This window comes from Pseudomonas sp. LPB4.O (genome assembly GCF_038383825.1).
Taxonomy (GTDB): domain Bacteria; phylum Pseudomonadota; class Gammaproteobacteria; order Pseudomonadales; family Pseudomonadaceae; genus Aquipseudomonas; species Aquipseudomonas putida.
In genome coordinates, this window is record NZ_CP151298.1 from 3,699,768 (window position 1) to 3,713,450 (window position 13,683).

12 protein-coding genes and 1 pseudogene are annotated in these 13,683 nt (G+C 63.7%); 6 read left to right on the plus strand and 7 right to left on the minus strand.

All coding sequences use genetic code 11. The annotated features are described in order from the left end of the window. Positions 1 to 91: 91 nt before the first annotated feature. Together MRBLPB4O_RS16655 and MRBLPB4O_RS16660 are read left to right on the plus strand one after the other, a co-directional pair. Positions 92 to 991 carry a LysR family transcriptional regulator gene (locus MRBLPB4O_RS16655; protein WP_341795953.1) on the plus strand — a complete coding sequence of 300 codons (900 nt, stop codon included), beginning with the start codon at positions 92 to 94 and terminating at the stop codon, positions 989 to 991. 101 nt (positions 992 to 1,092) lie between these two features. Next, positions 1,093 to 3,051 carry an alkyl sulfatase dimerization domain-containing protein gene (locus MRBLPB4O_RS16660; protein ID WP_341795954.1) on the plus strand — a complete coding sequence of 653 codons (1,959 nt, stop codon included), beginning with the start codon at positions 1,093 to 1,095 and terminating at the stop codon, positions 3,049 to 3,051. A gap of 18 nt (positions 3,052 to 3,069) precedes the next feature. Here the strand turns inward: MRBLPB4O_RS16660 and MRBLPB4O_RS16665 are convergent, their stop codons facing one another. The 3 genes from MRBLPB4O_RS16665 to MRBLPB4O_RS16675 are packed head-to-tail and all read right to left on the minus strand — an operon-like array spanning position 3,070 to position 5,099. Continuing rightward, positions 3,070 to 3,369, minus strand: coding sequence for a DUF202 domain-containing protein (locus MRBLPB4O_RS16665; RefSeq protein ID WP_341795955.1), 300 nt, complete (start codon positions 3,367 to 3,369; stop codon positions 3,070 to 3,072). Further along, the gene (locus MRBLPB4O_RS16670) at positions 3,362 to 3,748 is read right to left on the minus strand and encodes a DUF202 domain-containing protein (RefSeq protein WP_338747061.1); all 387 of its coding nucleotides are present in this window, start codon (positions 3,746 to 3,748) and stop codon (positions 3,362 to 3,364) included. Before MRBLPB4O_RS16670 ends, MRBLPB4O_RS16665 begins: the two co-directional genes overlap by 8 nt. 13 nt (positions 3,749 to 3,761) lie before the next feature. Beyond that, positions 3,762 to 5,099 carry a DUF1329 domain-containing protein gene (locus MRBLPB4O_RS16675; protein WP_341795956.1) on the minus strand — a complete coding sequence of 446 codons (1,338 nt, stop codon included), beginning with the start codon at positions 5,097 to 5,099 and terminating at the stop codon, positions 3,762 to 3,764. A 150-nt stretch (positions 5,100 to 5,249) separates the two neighbouring features. On the opposite strand from MRBLPB4O_RS16675, the gene MRBLPB4O_RS16680 reads away from it, so the two are divergent. Continuing rightward, a complete protein-coding gene (locus MRBLPB4O_RS16680; RefSeq protein ID WP_019472166.1) occupies positions 5,250 to 6,212 on the plus strand; it encodes a LysR family transcriptional regulator in 963 nt (320 codons plus the stop codon). Here the strand turns inward: MRBLPB4O_RS16680 and MRBLPB4O_RS16685 are convergent. The 3 genes from MRBLPB4O_RS16685 to MRBLPB4O_RS16695 form a co-directional block, all read right to left on the minus strand. Further along, positions 6,197 to 7,507: an MFS transporter gene (locus tag MRBLPB4O_RS16685; protein WP_341795957.1), complete on the minus strand. Its 1,311-nt coding sequence runs from the start codon at positions 7,505 to 7,507 to the stop codon at positions 6,197 to 6,199. The two genes, MRBLPB4O_RS16680 and MRBLPB4O_RS16685, sit on opposite strands and share 16 nt — an antisense overlap. A gap of 63 nt (positions 7,508 to 7,570) precedes the next feature. Further along, complete coding sequence (locus MRBLPB4O_RS16690; protein WP_341795958.1) at positions 7,571 to 8,734, minus strand: acyl-CoA dehydrogenase family protein; 1,164 nt, start codon at positions 8,732 to 8,734, stop codon at positions 7,571 to 7,573. 15 nt (positions 8,735 to 8,749) lie between these two features. Then, complete coding sequence (locus MRBLPB4O_RS16695) at positions 8,750 to 10,297, minus strand: AMP-binding protein (RefSeq protein ID WP_341795959.1); 1,548 nt, start codon at positions 10,295 to 10,297, stop codon at positions 8,750 to 8,752. A gap of 140 nt (positions 10,298 to 10,437) precedes the next feature. Between MRBLPB4O_RS16695 and MRBLPB4O_RS16700 the strand changes: the two are divergent. The 3 genes and pseudogenes from MRBLPB4O_RS16700 to MRBLPB4O_RS16710 form a co-directional block, all read left to right on the plus strand. Then, positions 10,438 to 10,536, plus strand: a pseudogene (locus tag MRBLPB4O_RS16700) (OsmC family peroxiredoxin); the annotation flags it as partial. A 497-nt stretch (positions 10,537 to 11,033) separates the two neighbouring features. Then, on the plus strand, positions 11,034 to 11,627 hold the full coding sequence (locus MRBLPB4O_RS16705) for an N-acetyltransferase (RefSeq protein ID WP_341795960.1): 594 nt from the start codon (positions 11,034 to 11,036) through the stop codon (positions 11,625 to 11,627). Beyond that, positions 11,624 to 11,983: a cupin domain-containing protein gene (locus MRBLPB4O_RS16710; RefSeq protein WP_019472176.1), complete on the plus strand. Its 360-nt coding sequence runs from the start codon at positions 11,624 to 11,626 to the stop codon at positions 11,981 to 11,983. Before MRBLPB4O_RS16705 ends, MRBLPB4O_RS16710 begins: the two co-directional genes overlap by 4 nt. Before the next feature lie 162 nt (positions 11,984 to 12,145). Here MRBLPB4O_RS16710 and MRBLPB4O_RS16715 read toward each other — a convergent pair whose 3' ends face one another. Then, on the minus strand, positions 12,146 to 13,351 hold the full coding sequence (locus MRBLPB4O_RS16715; protein WP_341795961.1) for a GAF domain-containing sensor histidine kinase: 1,206 nt from the start codon (positions 13,349 to 13,351) through the stop codon (positions 12,146 to 12,148). Positions 13,352 to 13,683: the final 332 nt, after the last annotated feature.

The window sequence follows — 13,683 nt, forward strand, 5'->3', positions numbered from 1 at the left end:
TCCTGATGACTGTTATGAAGGCATTGCCCTCACCCTAGTCAGGCGCCTACTATTTTTGAAATTCTCATTTTCCATCCCATGTATTTTTTGCATGAATATAGCCAACTTCGACCTCAACCTGCTGCGCGTACTGGACATGCTGCTACGTGAACAGAACGTTTCCCGCGCCGCCGAGCGCCTGGCCCTGACCCAGCCGACGGTGAGCAATGCCTTGGCGCGCCTGCGCGACCTGCTCGGCGACCCGCTGCTGGTGCGCGTGGGCCGGCGCATGCGCCCCACCCCGCGCGCCCTGGCCCTGGAAGGCCCGATCCGCGCGGCGCTGCAACAGATCGAGCAGACCCTCGGCGCCGGCGACAGCTTCGACCCGCAGCTTAGCCACCGCCAGTTGCGTATCGCCCTCACCGACTTCGCCGAGCAGCTGTGCATGCCCGGGTTGCTGGCCACCTTGCAGACCCACGCGCCACATTTGCGCGTGGACGTGCTGCACCTGACGCCCAACCTGCCGGCCGAAGCCCTGGACCGAGGCGAACTCGACCTGGTGCTGGGGCGCTTCGATGATGTGCCCGCGCGCTACGAGCGGCGCCACTGGCGCAGCGAAACCCTGCACGTGGCGGTGCGCCAGGGCCACCCCGAAGTGGATGGCGCGCTCGACCTGCAAGCCTTCCTGGGCCTGCGCCACCTGTGGGTGCACGGCGGTCAGACCCGCGGCATGGTTGACCAGTGGCTGGGTGAACAGGGCCTGGCCCGTCGCATCGTCTACACCACGCCCAATTACCTGCAGGCCGCGCACCTGGCCGCAAGCTCCGACCTGTGCGTGGTGCTGCCCACCGCACTGGCGCGCCATTTCGCCCGGCTGCTGCCGCTGCAGGTATTGGACCTGCCGTTCGCCCTGCAGCCCTTCCAGCTGGAGCTGGTGTACCTTGCCCACCGCCAGCACGACCCGGCACTGGCCTGGCTGGTGGCGCGCATCATGGAGATTGGCGCCAGCTGAGCCATCGCATTTGGGCATGGGTGGCCATGCAAGAGTGGTATTGGTTCGCCAATGAGCTCTGTCCTTAGAGTGTTCGCCCTCAGAACAACAAGGACCACCCCATGCGCCTACGCACACTGCCCTGCCTGCTGGCCCTGGCCCTGCCCTACGCGGCGCTGGCCGAAGGCCCCGCCAAGGACGCCACCGACCTCACCCGCCAGAGCAATCAACATTGGTTGCAGCGCCTGCCCTTCGCCGACCGCAGCGATTTCGACAATGCCCGCCGCGGCCTGCTTGAAGCCGCCGACCGGGCCGTGGTCAATGCTGATGGCAAAACGGTCTGGGACCTGCAGCGCTACGCCTTCCTCACGGGCGAGGCACCGGCCACGGTCAACCCGAGCCTGTGGCGCATCGCGCAGCTCAATACCATTGCCGGGTTGTTCAAGGTCACCGACGGCATCTACCAGGTGCGCGGCCTGGACCTGGCCAACATGACCCTCATCGAAGGCGAGCACGGCCTGATCGTGATGGACCCGCTGCTGTCGGTGGAAACCGCCCGGGCCGGTTTGGCGATGTACTTCCGCCATCGCCCGCAGCGGCCGGTGGTGGCGGTGATCTATACCCACCCGCACGTCGATCACTTCGGCGGTGTGCGTGGGGTGATCGACGAGGCCGAGGTCAAGGCGGGCAAGGTGCAGGTCATCGCCCCGCAGGGGTTCTTCGAGCATGCCATCAGCGAAAACGTGCTGGCTGGGCCGGCGATGAAGCGCCGTGCGCAGTACATGTACGGCGCGCCGTTGCCACGCGGGCCACGCGGCCAGGTGGATGCCGGCCTGGGCAAGGGAGTGCCGGCCAATGCCACGGTCAGCCTGATCGCCCCGACCCGGCTGATCGAAAAACCCTTCGAGACCCTGCGCATCGATGGTGTCGATATCGAGTTCCAGCTCACACCTGGCACCGAAGCACCTGCTGAAATGAACCTGTGGTTCCCCCGGTTCAAAGCCTTGTGCATGGCCGAAAACGCCTCCCACGTGCAGCACAATGTGCTGACCCTGCGCGGCGCCCAGGTGCGGGATGCCAAGGTGTGGGCGCACTACCTGGACCAGTCGCTGTTGCGCTATGGCCAGCAAGCCGAAGTGGTGTTTGCCCAGCACCACTGGCCCACCTGGGGCGGCGCGCAGATCCGCGAATACCTGGCCGATCAGCGCGACATGTATGCCTTCATTGACAGCCAGACCCTGCGCCTGATCAACCGCGGCCTTGGCCCCACCGAGATCGCCGCCGAGCTGACCAGCTTGCCGCCACGGCTGGCCAGCAAATGGTACAGCCGCGACTACTACGGCTCGCTCAGCCACAACGTGCGGGCGGTGTATCAGCGCTACATGGGCTTTTACGACGGCAACCCGGCAACCCTCAACCCCTTGCCGCCGAGCGAGGCCGGCACGCATTACGTCAAGGCCCTGGGCGGCGCCGAGCGGGTGCTGACCCTGGCCCGTGAGGCCTACGGCAGCGGTGATTACCGCTGGGTTGCCGAGCTCACCCGGCACCTGGTATTCGCCCAGCCCGACAACAGCGCAGCGCGCGAGCTGCAGGCCGACGCCCTGGAGCAACTGGGGTACCAGAGCGAGAACGCCACCTGGCGCAACGCCTACCTGACCGGTGCGCAAGAGCTGCGCAACGGCGTGGCCCCGGCCGCAAGCAAGGGCGGCAGCGCCGACGACCTGGTGCGCGCCCTGACCCCGACGCTGTTCTTCGACTACCTGGGGGTACGCGTGGATGCCGCCAAGGCCGCCGAGCAGGACCTGACCATCAACTGGCACTTCACCGACCTGAACGAAGACTACGCCCTGACCCTGCGCAACGGTGTGCTCACCCACCGCGACCTCACTCGCCACGGGCAGGCGGATGTCGAGGTGAACATGAGCAAGGCCACCCTCGACCGCATCGCCCTGAAGCAGACCGGCTTTCTCAAGGAAGCGACCCTTGGGGACATCAACATCAGCGGCGAGCGCATGAAGTTCATGCGCTTCATGGCCGGGCTGGACGAGCCGGATGGGCGCTTCAATATCGTCACCCCCTGAAGCACCCGCAGCGCCGCTCTAGAACGAGCGGCGCAACCACACGCCCAGCACCAGGCCCGCCACCCCCAACGTACACAGCGGCACGCTCCAGGCGGCGGCGTGGCCCTGCTCGCGGCGCAGCATGCCCAAACCACGGCGGTAGACGCCGCGTTCACGCGCCCGGCCAAGCAGTGCCAGCAGCACCGCCATGCCAGCAAGCACCGGCATTTCGCCACGCCACGCCAGGCAGGCGACCAGCAGCAATGCCACCTGCGTGCGCCGCCAGGCCAGCACCGTACGTTCGGCCTGCAGCCCGGTGTCGCCCGTGGGTTCAGCCATGCCAACGCGCCCATAGCAGGCCCACCAGCGCCACACAGGCAAGCCCGCACGCCACGCTCAGCAGGGGCACCAGGCGGGGCAGCGGCAATGGCGCCTCGCGGCGCAGTGCGCGTTCCACCGCCAGCCAGCGCCAGCCGGCGCCCAGGCTCACCAGCAAGCTGGTGGCCAGCAACGCCAGCTCCATCGCCACCCGCCCCGACGTGGGCCAGGTATGGGCGGCGAAGGTTTCGATGGCGATGGCGCCGCCGAGCAACGCCAGGGCGGTGCGGATCCAGGCAAGAAAGGTGCGTTCATTGGCCAGGGTGAAACGCGGGTCGGGCGCCTTGCCTTGCCCCAGCAACCAGCGCTCCCAAGGGCTGTGACGGTGATCGGAATTCATCGGGGGTCCTGTGTCAGCGCAGCCCTTGGCTGCGCAATGCGCCGGGTGAGAAGTACGAAGCACTGGTGCGCACATCGAAAGCGTACGGCCTTGGCTGCTCGTTGGTCAGGCCCGACAGCTGATAGCGGCCACTGCGCAGGTCATAGATCGCCTCCATGGCATTGACCAGCGCCTGCCCGATGACGTGGTAGTAGCTGTGCGCCTGGGCAGTGCGCCACAACTGCCCCTTGTGATCGAAGAAGTCCGCCTCGACGATGGCCCAGCTGTCCTCGTCCAGGTAATAGCGGCGGCTGGCATAGATATGCTTCGCCCCAGGCTTGAGGGTGCCCACCACTTCCCACACCCGGTGCAGCTCGTAGCGGGTGGGTTGCGGGTTGACGTGGCCCGGCCCGATCAGCGCGGCATAACCGAGCAGTGGCGATGCCAGGCGATAGCTGTTGTACGGCACGTGCAGGGCCTTCTTGCCCACCAAGGTCCACTGGTAGAGGTCCGGTGCACCATTGAACATGTCGCGGCTGTCGGCGGTGCGCAGGCCGGCCGTGCCCGGGGTGATGCTGTCATAGGCCAGCGCCGGGGCGCGCCGCACCCGCCGCTGGCTGCTGCTGTACAGCCACGACAGGCGCGGCTGCGCAACCTGATCGAGGGTTTCGTGCAGCACTACGGCATCGCCCGCCAGGCGCGACGGCGCGGTCATGCGGTAGCTCAGGTAGTACAGCACGTTACCCGTCTGGCCATCGTCAAGCACGTCGGGACGGGCAAACGTCTGTTGCAGGCTCATCGTGGCAAAGCGCCCATCGCCACGCGGTGTGATGCTGTCCGAAGCCAGGCTGAAACTGCCGTTGCGTGGCCGGGTGAGGTGGTTCCACAGCACCTGCAGGCCGTTGTCGGGCCTGGGGAATGCCAGCACGCCGTTAAAGCCTTCCACGCCGTTGCCGTCATTGACCAGGCGAGCGCTGGCAGCATTGTGCCGGGCCCATTCGCCCACCTGAGGCGGTACCGCGACACTGCGGTGGGACGGGTATACCGGCAGGCGAAACGTCTTGGGGTAGCGCTGGATCAAGGCCACCTGCCCCGCCGTCAGTTGCTCACGGTACTGCCCGTAGTTCTGCGCCGTGATGACGTACAGCGGCTGCTCATCGGCGTACGGGTCCAGCGGCGTGCCGTTGACCGCCAGCGACACCTGCCCCGCTTGCAGGCCCCCGCGCCAGGCCGGAATGCGGCCGTCGCTGCTGGCCCCGCGGTCAGCCCCCACCGGCGTCAGGTCTGGAAGCAGCGGCGTGGCCGCGACATGCAGGGCCAGCAGGCTGACGTTGATGAGCAGAATACTGCGTAGCAGGGCGACAGGTTTCATCGGGCTTGGCCTCTTGTTGTTGTGTTGTCCTGGCCGGGCTTGCCTTGGCCCGCCCTTTCGGGGTGATACTAGGAGCCGCGCTTCGAACGCCACAAATAACGTGTTCGGATACGTGCCATATCAGTTCGGCATACCCTTGGAACCGCTCCGATGACCCTGAAACAGCTCCGCTACCTGATCGCCATCGTCGAAGCCGGCAGCTTCTCCTCGGCTTCACGCCGCGCCTACATTGCACAACCGGCGCTGAGCAGGCAGATCAGCCTGCTGGAAAGTGAACTGGAAATGCAGCTGCTTGACCGCCAGCACGACGGCATTGCCCTGACCGATGCCGGACGCCAGCTTTACGAGGTGGCCCGCCAGGTGGTGCAGAAACTGGACTCGGTGAAGGACGAGCTGAAATCCAGCCGCGGCGACCCCAAGGGCCACGTGGCCATTTCCATTCCGGCCACCGCGGCCGACCTGCTGCTGCCGGAAATCGTCAGGCGCGCCGAACAGCGCTTCCCGGGCGTGACCCTGACGGTGTGGGACGGCCTCAGCCGCGAAGGCGGCCAGGCCATCGAACTGGGCAAGGTGGACTTCGGTGTGGTGCCCAATGCCGAGGAACTCGACCATGTCGAGGCCGAGCCGATCTTCACCGAGGCGCTGTACTGGGTCGGCGCATCAGCAGCGGGCACACCCGACACCATCACCCTGGCCGAAGCCGCCGCCACCCGGCTGGTGCTGCCGCCCCGCGCGCTGCACCTGCGCCGGCGCATCGAGCAAGCCGCCATGGAGGCCGGGGTGCCATTGACCGCAGCTTACGAACAACAATCGGCGCCCGGCATCGCCAGCCTGGTGCGTGCCGGCCTGGCGGCGACCATCAGCAACTGGCCGCCGCTGAGCGAACTGCTCGAACCCACGGCGGCGCGGCGCATCGTCGAACCGCGCATCAGCCGCACCATCGCCTTGGCGCACTCCCAGCACAAACCCTTGTCATTCGCCGCCGGTTGCCTGCGCGACCTGGTGCGCGGCGTGCTGATCGACCTGGTCAACAGCGGCCGCTGGCGCGGCGAACTGATCGGCAAAGAGCCCGAACCGCTGGAGGCCGTCCTGGGCGTTCAGCTGGCAGTCTGAGCGCGCGCCTGCCCGTCCCTTGCAGCCGACTCGCGCAGGCGTTGTCGGGTGCGCTGCGGGTTCAAGGTGGCCAGGCCGACCAGCCCGGCCACCACCAGCACCGCGCCGCATACCAGGAACCCCTGGGCATAGCCCGCCGGGTGTTCGGCACCCGCGCCCTGCACCAGCAAGCCGGTCACCACCGGCGCTGCCAGCCCGGCCAGCGAGGCGATGCCGTTGCCCATGGCGAGGATGCCGCCGCGCTGGGCCGCTGGGGTGAACTCGGCGAGCATCGCCGGGCCCACGGAATACATGACCAAGGCCAGGCCACCACTCAAGGTCAGCGCGGCAACCCGCACAGCGGTGCTCAGCCCGGGCAGGATCAGCGACGCCGACAACAGCCCGCCCAGCACCAGGCACACTGAAACGAACACACCACGTGCCACCCGTGAAGGCAGGCCGCGACGCATCAGGCGCTGGGAGAACCACGCCAGCAGCAAGCTCAGCGGTGTGGTCACGACCACGAACATGACGAAGATGCGCCCGGTCTGCAGCGGGTCGATACCCAGGCCCACTTGCAGGTAACTGGGCACCCAGGTCAGGGTCAACGCCAGCGACCAATTGGCAGCGAAATGGCACAGGTAGTTGCCCAGCACACTGGCGTCGCCCAGCAGCCGGCGATAAGGGATTGCCGGCTCATCGGCCTTGAGCTGGCTGCTGCGCAGGCGCTCCAGGGTGCCCTCCTGGCCCAGCCGCCACCACAGCAGGCACCAGACCAGGCCGATCAGCGCAAGGATGATGAAATTGCTGCGCCAGCCGTAATGCAGGCTGACCCAGGGGATCATCGCACCGGCCACCAGCAGCCCCATGGCACTGCCAGCATGCAGCAGGGCCACCGGCAGGTTGCGCCGATCGTTGGGGAACCACTTGTACAGCGCATGGGTGGCCACAGGCGATGCCGGCCCCTCGCCGATGCCCAACAACACCCGGCAAGCCACGATGGCCCACAGTGAGGTGGCAAACAGCATCGGCAGCTGGATCAGCGCCCAGAACAGGCCCATGCCCAACAGCAAGGTGCGGGTGGGGCGCCGGTTGGCCATGAAGCCACCGACCACGGCGGAGATCGCGAAAAACCAGTGCAAGGCACCGCCGATCAGGCCGAACTGGGTGGCCGTCAGGCCCAACTCGGCGCTCATCGGCACCGCCACCAGGCCGATCACCACCTTGTCGAGAAAGTTGACCAGCATCAGCAGGGCCAGCAGCGCCGCCACCAGCCAGGCAGTACGGGGGTTGGGCAGGGAAGAATCCGCAGTCATGGCGAGTACTCTTGTTATTGTTGTAGGTGTTGCCAAAAGGCCGCCGCAGGGGCGGCCCGATGGTCATGCAGGCATCAGCACGCCTTTGGCGATGGTGTTGCGCTGGATCTCGCTGGTGCCGGTGAGGATACGCATCATCCGCGTGGCGCGGAAAACCCACTCCACCGGGTGGCCCTGCATCAGCCCGGCGCCGCCATGCACCTGCACCGCCTTGTCAGCGATGCGGAAGGCCGCCTCGGAGACGAACAGCTTGCACATCGGCGCCTGGGTACGAATATCGCCGCCGGCGTCGCTCACCTGGGCTGTGGCGTAGACCATGCTGCGCGCAGCGTGCAGCTCGGTGGCCATGTCGGCGATCATGTGGTTCACCGCCTGGAACATGGCGATTGGCTGGCCGAACTGCTTGCGGCTGCGCGCATGCTCGATCGACAGGTTCAGGGCCAGGCCGGCCATCCCCAGCAGGGTCGGGCAATGCAGCAGGCGGTTGAGGGTGATGCGCCCCATGGCCAGCTTGAACCCCTGCCCTTCTTCACCAATCAGGTTGGCCGCTGGCACGCGTACATTGTCGAGCACGATATCGCCATGGGCACCCCCGCCGGACATCACCGAATAATCGCTCTCGATACGTACGCCCGGGGCCTTGAGGTCGACTAAGAACGCCGAAATACCCTGGGCGCCCTGCCCTGGCCCGGTCACTGCCAGCAGCACCGCCAAGTCGGCGTAGGTGGCCCCGGAGATATAGCGCTTGCTGCCGCTGAGCACATAGTGGTCACCGTCACGGCGCGCCTGGGTGCGAATGGCGGTCGCATCCGAACCGGCCTCGGCTTCGGTCAGCGCAAAGCACACGGCTTTTTCAGCGCGGCACACGGGCTTCAGGAAGGTCTCGACCTGGTAGGGGCTGGCCACCTTGAACAGGTGGCCGACCCGCGGCGGCCCAGACAGCTCGCCCAGCACATGCGGGGCCAGCATGGAGCCTGTCAGCACCGTCGCTTCTTTCACCGCGCACAGGTCGGCCACGTTCAGGCCGGCCCCACCCATGCTCTCGGGCAACATGATGGTGTACAGGCCTTGTTCGCTTGAACGCTTCCATACCTGCCGCAGCACCGCCTGCGGGTGCGGGCGCGCCCAGTCCAGGTTCGCCTGCTGCTCCAGCGGGCGAACCTGGTCACGGACGAAACCCTCGATCGCTTCGATGATCTGCGCAGCCTTTGCACTTGGTTGATACATGGTGATGCTCCCTGGTCAGATACGACGTTCGCTGTGTTGCCAGTAGGTGTCCCGGACGAGGCGGCGCACCACCTTGCCGTTGGGGTTTTTCGGCAGTTCGCTGACAAAGTCCACGCCGCGCGGCTTCTTGAACCCGGCCAGCGCACGACCGCAACGCTCGATCAGCTCGGCGGCCTCCAGTTGCGCACCTGGCTTGAGCACCACCACCGCACGTACCGCTTCACCCCACTGCGCATCGGGCACGCCGACCACTGCTACCTCGAACACTTCGGGGAAGCCGTAGATGACCTGCTCCACTTCGCTGGGGTACACGTTGAACCCGCCGGAAATGATCATTTCCTTCTTGCGATCGACGATGAACACGTAACCCTGCGCATCGACCTTAGCCAGGTCGCCGGTGAGGTAGTAGCCGTCACGCATGACTTCGGCGGTGAGCGCCGGGGCGCGCCAATAGCCCTGCATCACGTCCGGGCCCTTGACCACGATCTCGCCGACTTCGCCGGGGGCCACATCTTCGAACGCGTCGTTGACCACCCGCAGGTCGGTCTCGAAGTAGCACCGCCCGCAGGAGGCCAGGCGTTGATAGTCGCCGTCTTCCACCAGGTGGTCCTGCTCGGTCAGCACCGTGACCAGCGAGCAGGTTTCACCAGCGCCGTACCCTTGCACCAGAATCGGCCCGAACAGTTCGATGGCCTTTTTCACCAAGGCTGGCGCCATGGGCGCGGCACCGTACATGACCAGCTTCAGGCTGGCCAGGTCGAAGCGCTCGACGCCAGGGTAATTGACCAGCCGGTTGATCATCGCCGGCACCAGGAACAGCCGCGTCACCCGTTCGCGCTGGATGGTCTCCAGCAACAGGCGGTCGTCGTAACGATCGAGCAGCAAGTTGCAGGCGCCCACCGCCAGCAGCGGCATGATCTGCATGCCGCTGGCATGGGTGATGGGCCCCACGTGAGCCATGACGTCGCCTGGCCCGGAGCGCCGTGTGGGGCTGGCGATGCTCTTGCGCACCAGCGCCTTGCGGTTGCCGAACGAGAGCATGGCGGCCTTGAGCACGCCCGAGCTGCCGGAGGTGTAGTGCAGCACGGCCAGCGCATCGTCGGCCGGGTCCAAACCCAGCGCTGCTTCGCTGCCGCGCTCAAGCAACGCGGCATAACCCAGGTCACCGCCCTCGCCCTCCAGCACGATGAGCTGTCGCAGCAGCGGCAGCTCCGCACGCCGCGTCGCCAGCGCCTGGGCAAAGCTAGCGTCGGTGATCAGTGCAACGCTGCAGGAGTCTTCCAGCACCCGCACCACTTCATCCAGTGACAGCCGCGCATTGATCGGCACCTTGACCATCGCCGCCTTGTACAGCGCCACTTCCGCTTCCACCAGCTCCACGCGGTTGGCGGCGAGGATCGCCACATGCTCGCCCACGGCCACGCCCAGCGAGCCCAGCCCTGATGCCAGGCGGTTGCTGCGGCGCTCCAGCTGGGCGTAGGTGACACGTGTCTGGCTGTCCGCCACGGCGATGTGGTCCGGCCAGTAGCGGGCACTTCGGGTAATGATCGTTCCAAGGTTCACGTTGTTGTTCTCGTCGACAGGAAGACATCGACGATGCTAAACAGCCATGCGCGGGCAGATGTAATACAAGATTCAGATGCCGGCCATAACGTTATTAGCTGGCGCAATGCATGAGACGTGCGAACTACCGCTCGATGTGCGTGCTGGAATACGTCGACCACCCGCTAGGCCGTATGATCGAAGGCGATGGCCAGCGCAAGGGCCATTTCAAGGAAGCCGAGCTAAGACCTCAGATCCTCAAGGGCTCTAGCGTCGGTATCGGCCCGGACATCCAAATGTCTGCATGGGGTCGTAATGTGACGGTCATACCTGATGGACACCCATTCAAGGTTCGATCGTCTGTGCTGGCCTCATTGCCGGCAAGCCAGCTCCCACAGCAATATCACCAGCCTTCAGGCGAGTGCTGGACTTGTGGGAGCCGCGTTTGCCGGCGATGGACCGCTCATTGTCGATGGATTTCAACCTGAAGCCAGGGTACAGCCGTGAGAGCCAATGATCCTCGCTCAGCGACTTGCCGGATGCAATCTTCCCTGAGATCAGATGTAGCACGGCACGACCAATCCCCAGGGCTGAGCCCTCAGACGGCTATCTGCCTTTGAGCATGGGCAGCGTCGCATGCCGTGCTGACGGTGTTCGCCCAGAGCATGATGGAAACCGTTGAATCCGCCTAACCTGCCAGCCTGCCTATGGCGTAATCCTTGAAAACCAGGTACCCGATCCCTTGGGAGCACTGTACATGCTTATCGACTTCAGACCCGCTCAAGCCTCGGATGCGCAAGATATTGCGCGCTTCTTTCAACTGACGTCGGAGGGCATGGCCGATTACATATGGAGCAAGCTTGCAACACCGGGAGAAGCATTGCTGAGTGTCGGCACGTCTCGCTATGCCAGGGAACAGGGCGACTTTTCCTACAAGAACTGCCTGATGGCCATTTTCGAAGGGCGCGTCATCGGCATGATGCATAGCTATGCCTTGCGCGAGACCCCTGACAGGCCTGTCGAGACAGACCCGGTCCTCGCGCCGTATTCCGACATGGAAATACCCGACACCTTATACATATCCAGCCTGGCCCTGGATGAAGCCTGGCGCAGCCAAGGGCTGGGCGTCCAGTTTCTTCGCCACGCTCAGCAACGGGCTGAGGACTCTGGCCTGGATGGGCTATGCCTGATTGATTATGCAGAAAACCACGGTGCACGACGCTTCTACGAACGTCACGGTTTTCAAATTGTTAAAACCTGCCAGATCGTTCCGCATCCGATGCTGAGCGTAACCGGTGAAGCCTATTTGATGTATCGCCCTACCCACAACGTGCTCGAGGAAAAACCATGAACAAGAAGCTGACCGTCTTCCGCGAACTGGATATCCAACCGGTGCGCGACCTTCCTTTTTTTGAAGAGGTCGTGGAAGGCACCCCTCATACGCTGACCTCCAAGTATTATCACGATGAACAGCAAGGTCGCATTTCCGGAGAATGGGAAGCCAGCACCGGAGCGTGGCGCATCGACTACAAAGTTTGGGAGTTCTGCCATGTCTTGAGTGGATGCTGCGTCATCGAGCTTGAGGGTTGCGCCCCCATCACACTGGCCGCTGGCGACACGTTCATTATCGAACCGGGCGCCAAGGGCAAATGGACCGTACTGGAAGACATGAAAAAGAACTTCGTGATCCTCTTGCCCGCGAACTAGGCACCGGGTGGCGTTTCATCGAGCGCAGCGCAAAGCCAGTGTGCATGCTGGCCTGCTGCCGGCGCTCGAATGTTCTTCGGCAGGAGCCCTTTACCTCATGGCTGCGCTGTCGCGCATAGAACCAAGCGTTCGGCGAAGCCACCTATCAACTGAGACCCACATCTAGTGCTCTTTCGTCCACTCCAAGGTGCCAGGGAACCTCGCGACGAAGCGCGTGCCGTCCTCAGGCGTAGAGGTTACTGACAGCGTCCCGTTGTGACCCGTTACGATCTGAGATGCAATATACAAACCGAGCCCCAGCCCCTCCCCGCGACCACCACCTGCTGACCGTTTAAACGGCTGGAACAGTAGCGGTAACAAAACGTCGGGGATTTCTGGGCCATGGTTCATCACTGACAAAACTACATGATTTTCTTGCATGCTTGCGATCACCTCTATCGGGAGATCATGCGCCCCATGAGCAACGGCATTGCCCAATAGGTTTGAAAGCAATTGCCCCATTCTCCCAGCATCACAGAAGACCCCAGGTGAAATGATCACCTCTTGACGGATTTTGACGTTGGGATGACTCATCATGATTTCATTGATGACAGCAATAAAAATGTCACCCAGGTTGTCCACCAAAGTCCGTTTGACCGGAATGCCTCCCCCCAGCTTTCCTCGAGAAAAATCCAGGACATCTTCAATCAAGTTATTCATCCGCTGCGAGCTTTGTCGTATTGCAATGGCAAGCTGCTGCTCGCGACCGGCGGGCAGCCTGGCCTCCAGTAGATCAGCGCTCATTCTGATAGCGCTCAGTGGCGAACGGAGGTCATGCCCCAGTACGGCAATGAACTGCTCCCGGACAATGCCGGTCTCAGCCGCATTGGCCAGTTCAATCGTTTTGGCCTCAAGGTCCGCCAGAACGTCGAGTTGAACAGCTATTAACTGGGCGAAAAGCGTTAGTGTGTTGCACACTGCATCTTCATCAAAATCTGCTGGCACCTGATCAATGGCGCAGAGCGTTCCGAAAAAATCTCCGTTTGTCCTGGTGATAGGAATGGAGACATAGCTTTCCAAGCCGTATGTCTTAGGGGTGTGGTGGGTTGAGTACACCGGATGCTCACTGGCATTCTTGAATATAACGGGTTTGTGGTGCTGACGAATTTCGTGGCAAATCGTCGTTTCCAGCACCAACTCGCCGCCAGGTATGAGCCCAAAATCAATAGAATCATCGACGGCGCAAGCCACCCATTTCCTCTCGGTGACACGCGCAATTGCCGCAAAGCGCATGCCGGTAACATGCTTCACCATATTGAGAATAAGCGGAACGGCCTCGATCTTGGCAATCGTACTAATGTCATGTGAAAGGTCAGACGGATAAGGCATCAAGTCGCCGATTGGATGAATGGCAAATGGGCATTAAAGCGGAAGCCCCAGCGTTTGACAATGAACCCGCGCAGGGTACGCGGCCGTCAACATGGGCATGCGGTTACAATCGATATAGGTGGCTGTCTGGCAGATCCAGTTATGTGGCAGGCGTTGGTCGATTCAGGTGCCCGCTGGGTTGGCAGGGATGCGAGAAATGACAATTTGGCTTGCCATCCACCAACGGCAGCTCTGGGTCGGTCGCAGTCGGTCTCCACTGGCCCCTAACGACCCATAGCTGCCAGCGATCCAAAGCTCTTTAGTCAGTACCGGCGATGGGCCGCGAAGCGGCC